This window comes from Parahaliea maris, assembly GCF_008064665.1.
Taxonomy (GTDB): Bacteria; Pseudomonadota; Gammaproteobacteria; order Pseudomonadales; family Halieaceae; genus Parahaliea; species Parahaliea maris.
Genome location: NZ_VRZA01000007.1, coordinates 129,779 through 148,451, shown reverse-complemented (window position 1 = coordinate 148,451; position 18,673 = coordinate 129,779). Strand labels below are relative to the sequence as shown.

Genomic DNA, 18,673 nt, shown 5'->3' with positions numbered 1-18,673 from the left:
AGCCTGTCTCCAAGATCAAGTATTATTCACAAACGACTCATGTGACCACGAAATGTTTGCAGATTCTTTACAGCCTGCCAACGAAAAGGAAGATAGTGCCTGCCGGCCTACAAAGCAATAGAGCCAAGTACAGCAAGCCGACAGCCCCCGGTGACAACCATGGTACAAAACCGCCCGCAGGATGGAGGCCCATACCGGCATGTATCTACCCCTTCATCAGGGGATAAGGTAGCAGTGTTTTGCAAACCCATGTAGCCTGCTCGGTCAGGCCAATACTTGCGCCTTCGTTTTTCGGCCGATGCCACGCAGCAGCCACAGCCCATATACAAACAGGGGCAAAGGCATCAGAGCAGGCAACAATATCTGCTCGAGCATGTTGGGGTCCGCAATCTCGTTGCTGGAACCCCCAGCCACCCCGCCCGCTACGACTGCCGCAGCGACCAGAAACAAGGCAAAATCCCACAGCCCATGAATGATCATCGCCGGGTACAGGGACGTTGTTCTCAGGCGTATGGCATGCAACCAGATTCCTGACATCATCGCCGCCAATGCTTGCGCCGAAGCGGCAATGAAATCCCCGGTCATGAATCCGTTCAGGGAATGTACCAGGCCAAACACGATCGAAACGACCCAGATAGCTGCCCAGGTCCCCATTGACGTCTGCATCAGGTTGCGAAACAGGATGCCCCGGAACATCAATTCCTCCGAGATACCGACCAGCATCGAATTGACCAGCACGATGACGATGGTAGCTGTGGGTGGCAGCCCCGTGACAACCGCCATACCGATAAAGCCCAGGACAAATAATCCCGGAAGCCAAAGCAACTTCCAGTCCTGCGCCGTCTTAAAACCTATCGCTTGCCAGTCCCATTTGAACAGGGCTATTACGGCCAGCAGAAAAATCGGGGCCACAAAAAGCGCAATGACGAACTGCTTGCTGGCCATTTCATCCAGACTACCCTTGCCGGCCTGAAGAATCTCACCGCCGAGAACAATGGCCAGCCATACCGTCAGGACGATAAAAGAAATGACCGGCAGATTTTGCTTTGGTTTCACAGCTCCATTGCCCTGTTGTTTCTATCTGATCACATGAATCACTGACCAGTCAGAAAACCCTTGATGGTACCGATATCGTATGTCTTGCCTGCCGCTGTCGTTACCGACTGTGGTTGGGTTTTCAGCAACTCACAATAATCATCGAGCGCGATGTCTTCGACGCTGTTGCCGTCGACCCTGGTCACGATATCGCCAAGTTTCAACCCCGCCTTGTCCGCCGGGCCACCCAACGCGAGGGAGTTGATAATAACTGATCCGTTCTGCAGCCCGATGCCCGCCGCCTTGGCATCGGACATCGGTTCCACGCTACCATCCTCGGCCAATGGGTCGAGAAACATCTTGTTCTGCGACCAGTCGAAGGTTACGACGAAATTCTTCAGGAACATGTGGCCCATGTTGCCTGCCGTAGTGGGCGCCATGCCATCGCCGACAAAAACCGTGGTGTTGATTTGCCTGCCGCCCACATTGACTGGCAACTGCAGGCCGGCCAGTTTGATTTCAAATGTCCCACCAGCGCCGCCGGCCAGATTAACCGAAACCGGTGCGTTCGCCGGCACCTCGACGCCGACCGATGCCAGATCCTTGGTATTGATCGTCAGGGGAATACCGCCACCGGTATCCACCAGGAAAGTAAGCGTTCCGTTCCCCACCCCCAGTTCAACCTGCGGCGAAGGAGAAAGCGTTTTTGGCTTAACGCTGAAGGGAAGTTCGATGGCACCGTCGATATGGTCCAATTGGTCCGCCGAAGCCGCCACGGTAATTTCTCCGGTACCGTAGTTGACCTGCCATACTGCGTTACGCATCGCAGGCGCACCGAGAAGTCCATGGGGAGTTATGCAGTAGAGCCCCGAGTCGGGTTCCCAGCCGATTTGAACCGTAGGATCTTCAATGGACAGTTTGCCCTCCACGGCCATGGATGAGAGCCGCTCCAGCGGGCTCCAGATCAACTTGCCACCACCCGCAGCGCCTACCGTCTCGATGACTACCTCGCCGGGATTGGCTTCAGAAATCTCTTTGGTTATGTAGGTCGGTGCGCCGGTGTCAAACATGAAGGGCAAGGCCTCGCCGTCGCCCACTGCGACATCCACTACGACATGGTCAAGCACATCTCTATATGACATGGTTATCGGCAATGACGACACGTCGACACGGTTGACGGTGGGCAGGAACTCATTGACCGATTCAAGGAATGCGGTGAGCTTGTGCAGTTTTTCCTGTTCTTCCGGGGTCAGCTCAGGAGCCTGGGAAAACGCGGCAACAGATAGTGTGGCTGTACCAACAACGACACCCAACCGGGAGGCAAGGCGTTTTAAACTATCGGGATATTTCATCGGGTTTACTCTTCCACCTTGGACAAAACACTAGTACCGGGAACGGTATCGCACTCACCATGACTGTACCAAAGTATCTCAATCAGGCAACCATCGCCGAACGGCCCTGTAAGTATAGGCAGGGGGCATGAGCTGTTCCAACCGGCCTGTTAGCGCAGCCCCGGAGCCGGCGTACCCTTAAGCACAGGCCCACAATAGGCTATGCTGGCGACTGACCGATGTAAACAATAGCAAGCAGCCAGGAAAATGACGTCTCGCAACCCCTTTTACCCCGCACTGGTTGTACTCGCGATCACCATCATCTGCGGTTGCGCCAGCAACCCGCAGGAACAGGATGGCCCACAGGTCGCCACCGCAGGCGCCGACAGCTCCCCCGTGCTCGATCCGGAAAGCACATTTGTCGGCAGCCCCTTCACCGATGTCGGGCTCAGCGGCCTGTTTCCGGTTCGCGATCAGGACGAGTGCGAAGTGGCCGTTGTGCAGGACGGGGGCGATTCATTCGCAGCGCGCATGGCGGCCCTCAAGGGCGCGACGAAGTCGATTCGCATTCAGACACTCATATTCCGGGGCGACGAATCGGGAGTTCGCATTGCCGAAGTGCTAAAGCAGAAGCGCGCCGAGGGCCTGGATGTCCGGGTCATCGTCGATGCCTTCTCCAATCCCTGGTTACAGACCCAGTGGATGTTCTTTGACCTCAAGCAGAACGACATCGAAGTCGAGGGTTATGAGGCCATGGCCCTGCAGTGGCTGAACGAGGTACCCATACCCCTGCTCACGCCCCACAGCAACCTGACCCACCTCGACAAGCGCTACCACGAAAAGATGTGGATTATCGATGGAGAAACGGATAACGGCGTAGTGGTCACAGGCGGCCTGAACATTGGCAACGAGTATTTCCGGGCAGATCCCAACAACCCCGCCATGAACTGGCGCGACCAGGACGTCGTGGTACGCGGTGCGGTCGTGAAGGATATGGTCGAGGCCTTCGACCGTAACTTTGACTACTTTATTTCGGTGAAGGAGAGCCGCGGCATCTTCAATACCAACCTGTACTGGGATGCGACGCGCAACGTGATGGACAGCACGGGGAAGCTCCCCATCAGTTACACCACCGACCCGGCTATTGACGATTACATTGCCCAACTTGAACAGCGCCAACCGGCACTGGACTACCATGCAGCCGCCTGCCGCTTCGTGCAGAACCGGCCCCGCCTTGAAGAAACCTATCTGCTGCAAGCCTACGAAAAACTGTTCCAGCAGGCCGAGCGTGAGATTATCATCGCCAACGCCTATTTCGTGCCGACCCCGGCGCTGTTCGCCTCCATTACTGCAGCGGCGCAGCGCTGCGTATCCGTAAAACTGGTCACCAATGGTCCCGAGGCCAACAATCACCCGCAAATCAGTCTCGTCGGCCGTGGCTACTACAAGGATCTGATAGCAGTGAACGAATCACCCGAGGTCTCCGCCTGCCCCAACGAAGATGCCGGTGTGCACATCTGGGAATGGACCGGACAGGCCGCAGATGAGGAAAGTCCGAGCCAGGGGACCATGCACTCCAAGTTCGCGGTGATCGACAGTACGATCAGCCTGGTCGGCTCCTACAACCTGGATCCTCGCAGTGAAAAGCTGAACAGCGAAAACGCCATCGTGTTCCGGGATGCGGTACTCTCCAGCCAGCTCCGGCAATTGTTTCTGGAAAACGACCTCAAGTACAGCCGCAAGGTGACAGCCAAAGACGCGGCAGCGTTCCAGGTTCCCGAATCATTGCTCGATCAATTCCAGCAATCAATGGGCACCCTGTTCGAAGAAGAGCTCTAAAGGTATGACATCCAATGTGCGGTGGTAAGGGCACCACAGCACATCGGGTCACGCCAGTTTATCGCCCGCACATCGCTTCAGGCTGCTTGGTAAGCGCGATATAACGCCCATCATTAACATTGACTGCGATACATTGGTCGTCACGTCGGTTCCACCAGTACTCAATATCGCCGTTCCTGCCTTCGATGCGCTTCTCGTAGCGGTAGCCCATGTCCTCCAGTTCATCTTCACCGCGGCTGGCGCGTATGTCCTTGAGGTCCTGCAGGTCATCACTTCCCCGGCTACTGTAACGATCCCTGTCGTCGTCGCGGTAACGATCAGAAGAATGACTGCTGCCACTGCTGGTTTCCCGCAGGAATTTTTCCATCACCCAGCCCCGGTCACCTCGGTACTCAACCTCGCACCACTGTTCTCCGTGATGGTGTTCGCAATTGCCCAGGCCGCGAACGCGCTCGCCATTGCGAACGCCACCCGCCACGACTTCCGAACCCTTACGGGGGCTATCCCAGATTCTGAGCTTGTTGTCCGAGACGCCGTGTATCTCATAGTTCGTCCGCCCACCGCGGCTGGAGCTGTGGCTTGAGGAATGACGATCGCGATCCGAGGAACTGTGGCGGCCGTCACGATAGTCGTCCACGGCATCTTCCATGTCCCGGAGGTCCCTGCTCGAGCACTTTTCGGTGGACGACTTTTCTCTTCCGTGACGATCAAAAACGGCGACGCAACCGTCACTATCGGTAACCAGATAATTGTCTCCTGATTCGCTGACCGAGATTCTCGCCATTGCCGGCAGGGCAACAACCATAGCGACCAGGGAACACGCACTTGCAAGGTGTGAAAGTTTCATTGGGGATCTCCAAGCTTATTTGTTCGTCACAGCACCGGAACATTCGGTTACAAAATAGTTCCGGCTTCCAGCTAACGGCTTACGAGAATAACAAGAGCCAGTCGCAGATTAAAACTAAATAGGTACAATTCAGCAAAGCTACTTCTCGCCACGTCCTGGCCCTGCTTGCTCATCACCCGGCCAATCATGGAATCTGGTCTATACTTTCCCAGCGCGGTAGGTATCCGGTAACAGCCTTACTCGGGTTCTCGCTAACACTGTCTTACGATTTCCATGCGGACGCAAACGCAGCGGGGACGGAGGCGGCTATTGAGTTCGGTTGGCAATCTTCAACCAGATAACAGGAATTTGCCCATGCGAAGCCCGTCTACTATCCCGTTAATCCTCACAGCGTGTCTCCTTCACTCCGTCGGACTTCAGGCAGAGCAAAGTACCCCCAGCATTGTGGCAGGCGGGGGAGAACAACGGTCGGATGTCGGGTTTTCAACCAGGCATATGGACCTCTCGGCTGACCCTCGAAAAGACTTCACACGCTACGCCATCGGTGGCTGGCTGGACCACACAGAGATCCCGGATGACAAGCTCCAGATCACTGCCGCCAATGCCCTGCTTGACACACTGGATGAACGACTGCTGACCATTGCCAGGTCAGCCGCAGACGCCACCACTGATAGAAAGAAGGGCAATGTGCAACTGGTGGGCGACCTGTATACGTCCGGCATGGACATGAAAGCGCGGGATGAACGCGGCACCCGACCTATTCAAGACTTCCTGGCCGCGGTAGAGGCTGCTGAAACGCCGGCGCAGATCGCTGAGGTGTCTGCGCGCATGGAACTCGAACTGGGTTCTTCGCCCTTTTTCTCCGTCGAGGTTGGGCCGGACAGTAAGGACCGACATCTCAATTCCCTCAGAATTTCCACAGACGTCGGTTCGCGAGGGTTTCTTTTGAACCGCAATGAATACACCAGCGAAAACAATCAGGCCATTCGTGATCAGAACGTTGCCACCAAGGCAACGCTCTTTGAAATGACCGGAGATTCGCCAGAGGTAGCACAACAGCGAGCGGTGACGGTAATGGCCATTGAGCAAGCTCTCGCTGCCGGCACAATGACACCGGTGCAGGCCTCCGATCCGGTGGCGACTTATAACAGCGTCACGATAGATAAGCTACAAGCCATGCTTCCGGCCATCGATATGGGGGTGTATTTCAAAGCACTCGGTGTGACCCCACCGGAATCTGTCATTGTGACGGACCCCGAATCGATAAAAAGTATGCAGGAGACGCTCGCCGGGCTATCGGGTGAAGACCTGAAATCGTTGATGCGATCCCACGTTATCTGGAAATCCGCGTCCCTTCTTGGCTCGAACTTTCACGACATCCTGAATGAGTATCAAAGGGTCAAGTACGGTCTTCCGAAAATGCCGCCAATGGAAAAGGAGATTGTGGGCGCCATCGGTGTTTTGATGGCACATCCGATTTCCCGCCTGTATGTGGAGGAATATTTCGACCCCGCCCAGCGCAATGCGGTGGTGGACATGATGGCGCGGATTCAGACGGAGTTCAGGCATCGAATAGATGGGAACGCCTGGCTGACGGACAGCACCAAGGCCACCGCAGCCGCCAAACTGGCCAAAATCCAGGTCAAGGTAGGTTATCCAGAGAATGAGGACGACTGGATCGATTACTCGGACGTCGCCATTGCCGCCGATGATTTTTATGGCAACATCAACCGGCTCCGCGAGTTCAACAAGCGGCGAAATCTGGCGCAACTGGGTCGCCCGGTCGAGATTGACCAGTTCACGGTTCCGGGAAAGATCACACCCATTTCGATGAACGCGGCGATCCATCAGGGCTTTCTCGTGGTCTATGTGACGGCAGCCTTCATCCAGCCGCCCTACTATGTCAAAACCAATGACGCCGCCGCAAACTTCGGATCACTTGGCGCTGTTGTCGGCCATGAATTGACCCACGCCTTTGACAGCAAAGGCAGAAACTACGACGTCTCTGGCAATCTCAACGACTGGTGGACGCCGGAAGATGCCGCCGAGTTCAAGAAACGTGCCGAGGTGCTGGTAGGCCAGTACAACGAGTATGAGGTCGCGCCGGGGGTCAAGGTGAACGGTGCCTTGACGCTCAGCGAGAACATCGCAGATCTGGGTGGCATGACACTGGCCTACAATGCGCTCCAGACTTACATGAAGGAGAATGGGCGGCTTCCAGACCAGGACGGGCTGTCGCCGGAGCAACGCTTCTTCATCGCCTGGGCACAGGCGTGGATGGCCAAGTCGCGGGTGGAGGCATTAAAAATGCTGGTGGCGACCGATCCACACTCCCCTAGCGAGGTGCGGTCTTTCGGACCAGCGGTGAACATGGACGGATTTTACCAGGCGTTCGGGATTACCGAAGGGGACCCCATGTGGAAGGCACCGGAAGAGAGGGTGACGATCTGGTAGCAGCCCCTCGGGGCGCCCCCGAACACACCTACAGCAAGCGGCTGAAACGCAGATCCTCCGGCAAGGTCAGTTCGTAGGTAATGCCATCCGTCAGCATCCCGCTGTAACCGCGCTGGGAGCTGAAGTAGAGTCTCGAGCCATCCGGGCTGAACGCGGGGCCGGTTATCTCCGACCGATCCTGATTATGCAGTGTCACCAGTGGTACGGCCACACGGTTGTCAGCCAGGCCCACCAGTTGCAGGTCACCGCCATCTTCCGCCACGAGCAACTCGCCATTGGGGCTGACGGCGATGTTATCGACACCTGTCAGCACGGGAGAGGCACTCAGCGTCGCATCGTAGATCATGCTGAGATAGCCATTGCGCAGGTTCAGCGACCACACCCGGTTATCGTACTTGGTGGTGAAGTAAACATGGTCGGCGTGATAGACAATGCCCTCCCCCCCTCGGAACCGGGCTGCCCCCGGCTGTTGATAGCGCAGGGCCTTGCTACTTGCACCGGGATCGTTGATGGGCAGCCAGCTGGCCTGCAAACCGTCAAGCGTCGCCACCTCCAGCTGGCCCTCGCTGAGGTCACCAGGGCGCTGGGGGCGAAAGCGGTAGAGACAGCCGTCAGGACGGTCTTCCGTGAGATAGGCGTCGCCCGTTGCAGGGTCCATGGCCACCGCCTCATGGTTGAAGGCACCCAGCGCCGGCAACGCCCTCGCCTCGCGCTCCCCCCAGGGGTCGCACTCATACACCAATCCGCTCTCGCCGTTTTCCTCACAGGACAACCAGCTGCCCCACAGGCTGGCACCGCCGGCACAATTGTCGGTGGTGCCGCCAAGGATTCGATAGGCATCAATCAGCTCACCGGCGGCATTGAATCGCAGCGCGCCGGCGCCGCCCTGACCGGAGGGCAGCTCGCTGTTGCAGGCATAAACCCAGCCACCGTCTTCATGGGGAAAGCAGGCGCCGCCATCGGGGGCGCCGTGCCAGACATAGTCACTGCCGGGGTGGGGCTGCTCCCCCGCCCGGGCCAGCACCCGCAGGCTGGCCCCTTCCGGCAGGGTGGCCTGGTGGACAAGGTCCAGCCATGTGGGAGAACGGGCGTCCGCCGCCCGCAGGTGTGGGGCCAGAGGCGTCAGAGCCAGCGTGGCCAGGGCCTGGCGCAGCAGGTGACGTCGATCGATCACGGGGCGCTCACCTCCCGCAACAGTGGCGCGATTGCACTCCAGGGAACCAGCTTGAAGTTCTGCTGCGCCTGGGGCAGGCGATTGCGGCCATCCTGTACCACCAGGATGCCCTCCGACCAGATACCCCCGAGGTTGGCCGAGCTCACATCCAGACCATCGGTTTCAGAACTGCCGTCGATAGCCTCTGCGGCATTGATGCCGACCCGGAAGTTGGCCAGCTGCCGGTAAGGCGGCTCGCTGTCGATCACCAGATAGCTGTCGTTGCCCTGGCTGGAAACCACCAGCAGGGGTGACAGACCAGCGCCCCGGTGGTAGAGCGCCAGGCCCTCCACGTCGGCTTTAAGACTCGCGCCCGCCATGACCACAGCGTGCTGTTCGGTGCTCGCATCGGCGTCTGCCGCGAAGGCCCAGACACCCACATCCTCCTCACCGACAAACAGGCGCCTGCCGCTGTCGTCGGCGACGCAGCCCTCCGGCTGGCTTGCCAGCCGCCAGCGACGTACGGCGTCGGCCTGAAAATCTGCGCCGTCCGCGGCTATGTGGTATTGCACCACTGTGCCGTCCTTGCTGTTGGCGAAAGCGTAGAGTTTATCGGTGGATGGCTGGTAGAGGCAGATACCGTAGATATCCGCAAGATCCGTCGGCAGGTCAGCGGCGTGGCGTACCCGCCCGGTCAGCGGGTCAATGACAAACAAGCTGAGACTGTTGTTATCGCGGTGGCTTGCCACCGCCAGGTCCAGTGACTGACCGTCCAGCACCACCCCCTGGCGCACGTCAACGTTATTGAGACGGCCGATATCGAGGGATTGCAGCAGTTCACCCTCCAGGTTATAGACCTTCAGCCCCAGCTTCTTGTTGGTCCCGAGAATCAGCGAACGCTGCGGTGACCTGGCATCCACCCAGATGGCGGGGTCATCGGCGGCATCACCAAAGCCGCGCACCGGTTCGGACTGCACGGCAGCTTTCACATAGGGTAAGCCGGGCTCAGCACCCTGATCCCCGGCCTGCCAGTCAACGCGGCGCTGATACCACTCGCCGCTGTCATCGTCGCGCACGGCAATCTCGAAACCGCCAGCCGCGGGGCTCACCCGCAATTGCTCCGGGTCACCGAGATCGGGCAGGGCCAGGCTTTGCGCCAACTGCCACTGCTCACCCTGGCGACGATAGAGATGCAACTGCGAGGTCGACGGATCGGTCACCAGCACGCCGCCGGGAACGACCGCGACACTGGCAGTTTCATCACCGAGTGTGCCAAAGGGCGCCCTCTGCGCCACCGGCAGGCGCAGGGTGTCAGCCTCGGCCGCTGCCGGGTAAGCCCATACGCCCTGGGACTCCTCGTTGACGTAAAGCAGGCCGGCAACATCGTCCACCGCACAGAACGTGGCCTGCGGCGGCAGTGGCAGGGTGCGCAGGGAAAGCGGCTCAGCCAGTACCTGCTGCTGGCTGGCAACCAGCCACTGCTCACCAATGCCATCCTCACTGATCAGGAATACAAAGCTGTTGCCGCCATCGTCCTGAAACAGACAGGCGGCGTCGACCGGGTACGGACGGGATGGCAGTGTCACTGCCGTCGCGAACTGCCCCGCGGCAGAAACCAGCAGCAGATCCGCTTTTTGCGCTACCGTATCCACAGCACTGATCAGCCACTGGCCACCCAGCGCGCGGCTGTCCAGCGACTCATAGCCAGCGTCCAGCGACGCCAGGGTTTTGCCCTGCGTATTGACCAGGCGCAAGCCCTGACCGGACAGGGCCTGCACTTCAAGTGCCGCTTCTGCTAGCGGCGCCTTATCCAGTACCGTTGCCGTGCCGGCCCCGGCAAACGTGAGTTTCTGCCAGCTGCTGTTGCCAGCTGCCGTGCCCTGCCCCGCGCAACCATAAAGCGCCATGGCCGACAGTAGTGCGGTCATTAAAGGAAATTTCATACTCACCTTCTTTGTGTCCAAACATAGCTGCACCCGCTCACCAGGAGCGGGTGCAGGGCCAGGTTTCAGCCGTGTTTACATCGATGTCAGGGTAATGCCCAGCTTGAAGCTCGGGCCGTACTCCTCGTACTGGGCATTGAAGCCGCGGGAGCCGGTGTAGACGTAGTAAGGCTCGTCAGTAATATTCTGGGCTTCGAAACTCAGTTGCAGTTGCGGCGTCACATACCAGCGCACGGTCAGGTCGACAAAGGTCTGCGCATCCACAAACAGGTCGTGTTCAGGGTCGTCTACCGTCGACACTTCCTGCAAGTAGCTGGATTTGTAGTTGGCCGACAAGCGAACGCTGAAGGTGTTGTTCTCCCAGCCCACCATGGCATTGCCCACCCGGTCCGACTGATAGGGCAGGTCGATGTCACGCTCCTCGTCGCCGTCGACCAGGGTGGCATCGGAGCGGCTGTAGGTGAAGTTGGCGCCCAGCAACAGGCCATTCCAGGGCGCAGGCAGCGAGCCGAGCTGCTGGGACCAGGATAGTTCCAGACCATAGAGATCAGCGCTGTCGCCATTGGCGAAGGTTTCCGCTTCATCGAAATCCGCCCAGGCCCCGGTGCCGGCGATGTCGGTCTGATAGATGAAATTGTCGATTTCCTTGTAGAAGACAAAGGCCGAGAGCACGCCAGCGCGGCCCAGGAAGTGCTCCACGCCCAGATCGAAGTTGGCTGACTCCAACGCGTCGAGGTCGGGATTGCCGAAGCTGGCTTCATCGCCATCGATAACAAAACCGGGTGCCACCTGTTCAAAGGTCGGGCGCACCACGGTATTGGTCCAGGCGGCGCGCAGCTGGGTGTCGTCACCCAACTGGTAGCGCAGGTGTGCACCGGGCAGCCAGTGATCGTAGTCGTTGTCGACATTCACAGCCTCGTAAACATCGTCCCGCAGGCCGGTGCCCTCGGCGCTGAACTCGGTGCCTTCATAACGGACACCCAGGATCATGCGCAGTCGCTCCCACTCCAGGGTATTCATCAGATAGGCCGCGGTAATATCTTCGTCCATGACGAAGTCCTCGATGCGCGACTCCTCTTCGTCATAGAATTCTTCGGCATCCAGCCCGCCGATCAGCCTGGCGATGCCCCCCGATTTGATACCGGGGCCGAATCGGCCGAGACTGTAATCGACCTCGCCACCGGCGTAGGTGCTCAGCAACAACGCATCATCGCTGATGCCGTAGTCCGCGAAGTCCTCGTACTTCCAGACATTGGTGTCATTGTCCTTTTCGCGGGTGCTGTATTTGCCGCCGAACTTGAACTCCCCCTCTGCGTTGGACGCCTGGTAGCTGCGGGCAATATCGAAACGAATATTTTGCTCCGTGTCGGTGGTCTTCTGCTGCCCCCACTCCACCTCCTCCAGCACAAAGGCGGAGGGATCATAGAAGCTGTCGGCGGCGACAAGCACCGGTTTGCGGCCGCTGCTGAAACGGGTATCAGTGAAGTCACCGTCGCCTTCGAAGACCGCGCCGGCGATATGGCCGGGAGTATCTTCCGATGAGCGGCTGTAGCCCAACTGACCGGTGACGCTCCACTGCTCCAGATCCCATTCACCGCCGAACACAAAAGAGGCGATTTCCTGTGTCTCTTCCCGGTCCTTCAACTCACGCCAGCCCTCGGCGTCGCCCTGTTCACCGGCCTGTTGCGCATCGGCAAACTCCACCCCCGCGGCATTGCGAATCTCGGTGTCGGTGAATTCGCTGTACAGCGTACGCAGATACAGTTTGCTACTGTCGCTTACACGGTAGTCAAGGTTGAGCCCCAGGCCGCTGCGCTCGCGCGTAATGATGTAGTCGCGCATCTCACTCTCTTCCAGGCGCGCACCCTCGTCAAAATCCCAACCGCCACCGGTCTCGACATTATCCGAGCCGAAATCGCGTTCCTGCCAGCTGAACGCCAGCGCCACACCCAAATTCTCGGAGTCGCCGCCGATACTGAAAAGGTCGCTGTAAACACCGGAGAGCTTGGGGCTCGTCTCGCCCACGTTGTCGTCGTAGTTGGACTCCGCCGCAAGGCTGTAGAAGCGGCCGTCTCGATCGAAGGCGGACAGGCTCTCCACTGCCACACTGCCGCCCAGGGAGTTGGCGTCCATATCGGGAGTAACGGCCTTGACCACCGACAGGGTTTCCACCAGTTCCGAGGGCACCACGTCCAGCGCCACGGCGCGAGTGCCGCTGTTGGGGGAGGGAATCACGGTACCGTTGATCTGCACACTGTTAAGGTCAGGACCCAGTCCGCGCACGCTGACGAAGCGACCTTCACCCTGATCCCGCTCGATGGAGACGCCGGGCAGACGCTGCAGGGCTTCGGCTACGTTTTCATCCGGCATCTGCGCCATGGCGTCGGCACTGACCACGCTCTTGATGCTGTCGGCGCGGCGCTGCTCCCGCAAGGCCTTGTCGAGGCTGGCGCCCTGCCCCACGACCAGAACGTGTTCCAGTTCGGACTCCGAATTCTGGGTCACCTCGGCCATGACCGGTACCGAAGCAAAACAGGCCAGAGGCAGTGCGCCCCGGGTCAGCGCCCTGAACAGCAGCGTATGTTTGAGTGCCGGAGCGGCGTTGCGGGTATTCATTGCGGTGGTTTCCCTTCTGCAAAAGTCGAAATACGAGTGACGAATTGCAGCGCATGCTAGGAACCCACTGTGACAGTTACGTGACACCCATTGTGGCCACCCCTCTAAACGCGCCGGTTTGCCCCGTCTGCGACAGCCATTTGAGCTGAATTGCCTTGCGGGCGTGACGATAAACGTACAGCGCGTCACGGCTCGCGCCACCACGGGTACCAGCAGTGCCACTTGGGCACAGAAATTTGCACACCAGGGTGAGCTGATATGCCTCCCACAGCTGTCATGAAACTGTCACGAACTTTTGTTGAGCTACGCCAAATCCCCGCTTTCCCCCACTGGCCGACTACCCATGCCCAGCTTTTTACGTCTGCATACCGCCAAGTTGCTCGCACTGCTGTTGGTCGCCAATAGCCTGTTACTGCTGTACCTGGGGGCAGGGGAATGGAAACCGACTGAACAGTGGTCCTGGGCCGATATCGCCGGCGAAGGCGGGGCTGCCGTGCTCGTTTTCGTCTGGCTGTGCCTCATCCTCAACAGTCGCCCTGCCGGACGCATCACCACCCTGCTGAGCCTCGGGCTGGGGCTGATGTTTGTCGCCTGGTGGGTAGACGCACTGGACGAATTCATTCAGCTGCCCGAGGGCATCAACTGGGATCACTGGCTGGAATCGCTGCCAATGGCGAGCGGGCTATTGCTACTCACCTACGGGCTCTTCCACTGGCATCACGAACAACTGGCGATCAGCGGCCAGCTGCAGAAGCGGGAACGACTGCTACGCGAACACCGCTACTTTGATCACCTGACCCCGCTCTCCGGTGCAGACTACCTGCGCCAACAAATTGCCCAGTGCCAGCAGGCGCAGCAGGGCGCCACCCCGGTATCGCTGGTCGCCCTGGACCTGGACGGTTTCGACAGCATCAACCAGCGTTTCGGCCACCGCGAGGGCGACGCCGTACTGCAGGCGGTAAGCCAGTTGATCCTGCTGAACCTGCGCAACCAGGACCTGCTCTGCCGCCTGGCTGGCGACCGCTTTGTGGCGCTGCTGCCTGGCACCGGTGAAACACAGGCCGGCCAGTTGGCGAGAGACCTCGCCGATGCGCTACGCCACTTTGCCTACCACACGCAGCAGCACGGCGAGCGCCTGCAACTCAACGCCACTACCGCTGTGGTAATGGCCATGAATGAATCACCCGAAGACCTGCTACAACGCCTGCAGCTGGCGTTGTGCCGGGCCCGACAACCACTGGCACTACAGGCCTGACGCCATGTCCTTTTACGAGCGCGACAGCGGCATCATCGAGGCGCAGGGCCTGCCCCTGACGTTGCTCGACCTGTGCTTGCAGCGGGGTTTGCACGGCGACCGGGTGCTGCGTGGCACACGCCTGTTCATGGACGACCTGATCCAGCGCAATCCCCGCATCAGCCAGGAGCAACTGCTGCAGCTGGCGGATAACGCCGAACGCCTGCTGGACAGCTCCGACAGCGCCTTCCTGCTGGGCCAGCGCCTGCTGCCAGGCAACCTTCACGGCGCCAGCCAGCTGCTATCGCAAGCCCCCAACCTGTTCAGCGCACTGGAGAGCCTGGTGGAGTTTGCCCCGCTGCTGTCTCCCCTGCTGTCGCCGCGACTGGTTGTCGATGAGAACTACGGCTATCTCTATTGGCTGGACAGCTGCGGTACCGGCAAACAGTGGCGCTTCCTGCTGGAGGCCAGCGCCACTGCGGTGGCTGCCTTCAGCCGGCGTCACCGCGGCGAACACCTGCCCTGGCAATTCCACTTCCGCCATAGCCGCCCGCCGTATATCGAGCAATACTGGGTGCACCTGGGAGAGACACTGCATTTCGATCAACCCTGCGACATGCTGCGCGTACCCCGGCAATGGCTATTTGAAGGCATCAAGCCCGCCGGCATCAGTCACCAGGTCGCCCTGCAACAGGCCCGGCAGCAACTCCAGACGCTGCCTGCCCCCCGCCCGCTGCTGGTAGCCGTCTACCACCATCTGGAACAGCAGCTCAAACAGCCCGCGAATCACCGCACGCTACAGCTGGAAAGCGTAGCCGAGTCGCTGGGAATGAGCCCTGCCACCTTCAAGCGCCACCTAAAGAAACACGGCACTCATTTCCAGCAACAGCTTGATCTGGCTCGTTTGCACACGGCGATCTATCTGCTGCGCAGCCAGGGCCTTGGCACCGAGGCCGTGGCTCGACAACTGGGTTTCCACGACAGTGCCGGACTGCGCCGCTCCTTCAAGCGCTGGACCGGCAGCACCCCCTCCAGCGTACTGGCCTTATAGGGTCTCAAGCCCATTTCCAGGACAGGAACCCGCTCACCTGCCGCGCATCATGCCGCATCGCCTCACTTCACGGGTCGTTTAGCAACGTCAGTGGCAACAACTATCGCGCCACCTTGACGGGACGGACCTGTCTGCTTTCCTTGTTACTGGAAACACCGAACCAGGAGAGAGAAGATGGAACCCGCCTTTCACTCCATGCCGTCGCTGTTCGAACAACTCGGGCTACCGAGTGGGGACAGCGAGATCGCCGCGTTCATCGACCGACATGTGTTGCCGCCCAATGTCCCCCTGGCGGACGCGAATTTCTGGAACGAGGGGCAGGCACGCTTTCTGCGTGACTGCCTGGAAGAGGACGCCGACTGGGCAGAGGTCGTGGATCACCTGGATGCACGCCTGCGGCGCTAACACGTTCAAGGCGAGTGATGCTGGACTTGATGCTTGAGTTCGATCAACACCTCCTATTCCTGGTCAACAACACCTTGTCGAACCCGGTATTCGACCTCGTCATGCCCTGGTGGCGCAGTCGTTTATTCTGGATTCCTGCTTACGCGATCCTGATGCTCGCGTGGATTTGGCGTTTCAGGCAACGCGCATGGCCCTTTCTTCTCTTGCTGATCGTTTGTGTTGGCCTGAGTGATTTCACGAGTAGCCAGCTGATCAAGCCCTGGGTGGGCCGGCCGCGGCCGTGCCATGAACCCGCACTGGCCGAATCCCTGCGCTTGTTGGTGACCTGCGGACCCTCCTTTTCCTTCACCTCTTCCCACGCGGCCAATCATTTCTGTTTTGCCTGGCTGGTGGGCATCGCCTTTAAACGTCCGGGCTGGTGGCTTATGCCCTCACTGTTGGTATGGGCGGCCTCCATCGCATTGGGGCAGGTTTATGTGGGGGTGCACTACCCGCTGGACACTCTCGCGGGCGCGGCACTGGGACTGGCCATAGGCTGGCTGGGCTGCCGGGTGTTCCGGGCGTTGGGGTATCGCTACCCGATGTGAATCGCCACCGCAATGTGCGTCAACAAAGGCACACTACTGAGTCAAGGCTGGTACTCGCCGCCCTGGCCACCCTCCGGCAGCGCAAACGCCACCATGTAGTCACCCAGCCTTGTCCCCAGCCTGGCGTGTCCTCCGGCGTAGATCACCACGAACTGCCGCCCTTGCCATTCGTAAATCATGGGCGTCGCCTGGCCGCCCGCGGGGAGCCGACCCTTCCAGAGCTCTTCCCCTGTTGCCACATCGAAGGCGCGCAGGTAGTCATCCATCGCCGCCCCGATAAACACCAGACCGCCAGCGGAAATGGCGGGGCCACCCACGTTCGGCGTACCCAGCTTCAACGCGGGGCCGGGAGCCAGGTCTTCGGTGGTACCCAATGTCCTGCGCCAGATAATACTCCCCGTCGCCAGGTCAATACCGGCAATCACGCCCCAGGGCGGCATATTACAGGGCAGGCCAAGCCGCGAAAGCAGCACTTCACGCTTTGCCCCCCAGGGCGCGCCTTGCTGGGGTGCGACCTCCTGGTCGTGAAAGACACGGCGCATTTCCTCAACCTGGTCTGCGGGGAACAGAGTCACCCTGTGCACCATGTTACTCATGTTGACCACCAGCAGATTGCGCGCCGGGTCGTAGGCGGCGCTGCCCCAGTTGGCGCCGCCACCCGTAAACGGTATCAGCAGGGTTCCCTGCTCAGATGGTGGCGTAAACAGCCCCTCGGAACGGGACTCGGCAATCCCTTGCCGACACGTGTTCCTGTCGAACCAGGTAATACCGAAGGCCTCATCGGCAGACACGGACTGGGGAACAATGGGCGGGGTCACGGGAAAGGGCTGCGTCGCCGACAGGACCTCGCCGTCAACAGCGCCCCGAGGCACCGGCTTCTCGGTCACTGGAAGGAAGGGTTTGCCACTGTCGCGGTCGAGTACAAACACCATACCTGTCTTGGTCACCTGGGCTACCACATCGTGAGGGCGCCCGTTTTTCCAGACGGTGTAGAGTCCCGGCTGTGCCGGGAGATCATAGTCCCAGAGGTCGTGGTGTACCGTCTGGAAGCTCCAGGCCACCTCACCGGTCCGAGCATGCAGGGCCACCACCGCATTGGCGTAGGGCTGCTCGTGCAAGCGCAGGCCGCCATAAAAATCCGGACTGGGGCTGGAGGTCGGCAGGAAGATCAGTTCCCGCTCAACATCGACAGACATCGGAGCCCAAACGTTGGCGTGCCCCGCTACGGGCTCTCCATCACCTGATGGGCGCCGGGCAATGGGGTCAAAAGTCCACGCAAGGGCGCCGCTGCGCACATCAAAAGCTCGAACCGTACCGGCCGGAGCCACCACCCGCACATTGTCACTGATTGCCGACCCGAGAATCACGGTATCGCCGATCACGACGGGGGGAGACGTGACCTGGTACTCCCCGGCCCACCACAGCTCCATGCCGGGATCGATGTGCACTTGCCCCTTCTCGCCGAAGTCTGCACAGCGTTGTCCGCTCCGTGCGTCCAGGGCAATCAAGCGGGCATCGTTGGTACCCATAAGGATTCGGTGGCTGCAGTGGCCTTCGACATCTTCACCCTGCCAGTAGGCAACGCCGCGACACACAAACTGGTTGGCGGGCCGTTGCTGGAGATCGATCCCGGGGTCAAAACGCCAGCGCTCACTCCCGGTTCCCGGATCGAGTGCAATCACCTCATTGAACGGCGTGCAGAATACCAGCGAACCCTCCACCAGAATCGGTGTGCCCTCGGATGCCGCATCGCGCATGGCATCCGGCCGCCGCGCCAGGTCGCCGGTACGATAACGCCAGGCGGGCGCCAGTGCTGCGACATTGGCTGGCGTGATCTGCCGGGCCTGGCTGTAGCGATGCCCCCCCGTGTCACCACCGTAACTGGTCCAGCCATGCCCGATACCAGAGGCGCGCACATCGCGCCCGGTAAGATCAGCCGCGCCGTGGATGTCGAGGCGGTCCACACCAGATAATTGCCAGATCACCGAGCCGCCCAGAAACGGCAACAGGCCCAGGACGCAAAGAACGATCACTATGCACAGGGATTTTTTCAACGGTTGATCCCACCTCTTCTGGTGTTGCTGCGCGGCCCATGGCACTGTTGCGTCAGCCCGGGCTTGTTCGCCGTGCAGGCAATAGCAACATGCATTCGGTTATTAAAAAGTAGCCTATAACAAC

13 protein-coding genes are annotated in these 18,673 nt (G+C 59.8%); 6 read left to right on the top strand and 7 right to left on the bottom strand.

Annotated features, from left to right (window positions below):
- Positions 1-264: 264 nt before the first annotated feature.
- Both FV139_RS17510 and FV139_RS17505 read right to left on the bottom strand, forming a co-directional pair.
- Positions 265-1,056: a CPBP family intramembrane glutamic endopeptidase gene (locus FV139_RS17510; protein WP_148069775.1), complete on the bottom strand. Its 792-nt coding sequence runs from the start codon at positions 1,054-1,056 to the stop codon at positions 265-267.
- 38 nt (positions 1,057-1,094) lie between these two features.
- The gene (locus FV139_RS17505; protein WP_148069774.1) at positions 1,095-2,387 is read right to left on the bottom strand and encodes a PDZ domain-containing protein; all 1,293 of its coding nucleotides are present in this window, start codon (positions 2,385-2,387) and stop codon (positions 1,095-1,097) included.
- Positions 2,388-2,633: 246 nt separating this feature from the next.
- Here FV139_RS17505 and FV139_RS17500 point away from each other — a divergent pair, with 246 nt between their 5' ends.
- Entirely contained in the window at positions 2,634-4,205 is a 1,572-nt protein-coding gene (locus tag FV139_RS17500; protein ID WP_148069773.1) for a phospholipase D-like domain-containing protein, read from the top strand.
- Between the two features lie 58 nt (positions 4,206-4,263).
- Here FV139_RS17500 and FV139_RS17495 read toward each other — a convergent pair whose 3' ends face one another.
- Entirely contained in the window at positions 4,264-4,854 is a 591-nt protein-coding gene (locus FV139_RS17495; RefSeq protein WP_148069772.1) for an SH3 domain-containing protein, read from the bottom strand.
- A 693-nt stretch (positions 4,855-5,547) separates the two neighbouring features.
- Here FV139_RS17495 and FV139_RS17490 point away from each other — a divergent pair.
- Entirely contained in the window at positions 5,548-7,506 is a 1,959-nt protein-coding gene (locus tag FV139_RS17490; protein WP_187276613.1) for a M13 family metallopeptidase, read from the top strand.
- Positions 7,507-7,534: 28 nt separating this feature from the next.
- On the opposite strand, the gene FV139_RS17485 is transcribed toward FV139_RS17490, so the two are convergent.
- The 3 genes from FV139_RS17485 to FV139_RS17475 form a co-directional block, all read right to left on the bottom strand.
- A complete protein-coding gene (locus tag FV139_RS17485; RefSeq protein WP_148069770.1) occupies positions 7,535-8,680 on the bottom strand; it encodes an alkaline phosphatase PhoX in 1,146 nt (381 codons plus the stop codon).
- Positions 8,677-10,602 (bottom strand): phytase, encoded by a 1,926-nt coding sequence (locus FV139_RS17480; protein ID WP_148069769.1) that lies wholly within the window; start codon positions 10,600-10,602, stop codon positions 8,677-8,679. Before FV139_RS17480 ends, FV139_RS17485 begins: the two co-directional genes overlap by 4 nt.
- Before the next feature lie 75 nt (positions 10,603-10,677).
- The gene (locus FV139_RS17475; RefSeq protein WP_148069768.1) at positions 10,678-13,218 is read right to left on the bottom strand and encodes a TonB-dependent receptor; all 2,541 of its coding nucleotides are present in this window, start codon (positions 13,216-13,218) and stop codon (positions 10,678-10,680) included.
- A gap of 343 nt (positions 13,219-13,561) precedes the next feature.
- Here FV139_RS17475 and FV139_RS17470 point away from each other — a divergent pair, with 343 nt between their 5' ends.
- The 4 genes from FV139_RS17470 to FV139_RS17455 all read left to right on the top strand — a co-directional run bounded on the left by FV139_RS17470 (position 13,562) and on the right by FV139_RS17455 (position 16,495).
- Positions 13,562-14,473: a GGDEF domain-containing protein gene (locus tag FV139_RS17470; protein WP_148069767.1), complete on the top strand. Its 912-nt coding sequence runs from the start codon at positions 13,562-13,564 to the stop codon at positions 14,471-14,473.
- Positions 14,394-15,503, top strand: coding sequence for an AraC family transcriptional regulator (locus FV139_RS17465; RefSeq protein WP_213004152.1), 1,110 nt, complete (start codon positions 14,394-14,396; stop codon positions 15,501-15,503). Before FV139_RS17470 ends, FV139_RS17465 begins: the two co-directional genes overlap by 80 nt.
- A gap of 174 nt (positions 15,504-15,677) precedes the next feature.
- A complete protein-coding gene (locus tag FV139_RS17460; RefSeq protein WP_148069765.1) occupies positions 15,678-15,908 on the top strand; it encodes a DUF2789 domain-containing protein in 231 nt (76 codons plus the stop codon).
- Positions 15,909-15,925: 17 nt separating this feature from the next.
- Positions 15,926-16,495, top strand: coding sequence for a phosphatase PAP2 family protein (locus tag FV139_RS17455; protein ID WP_148069764.1), 570 nt, complete (start codon positions 15,926-15,928; stop codon positions 16,493-16,495).
- A gap of 41 nt (positions 16,496-16,536) precedes the next feature.
- Here FV139_RS17455 and FV139_RS17450 read toward each other — a convergent pair whose 3' ends face one another.
- Positions 16,537-18,549, bottom strand: coding sequence for a pyrroloquinoline quinone-dependent dehydrogenase (locus tag FV139_RS17450; protein ID WP_213004151.1), 2,013 nt, complete (start codon positions 18,547-18,549; stop codon positions 16,537-16,539).
- Positions 18,550-18,673 lie beyond the last annotated feature (124 nt).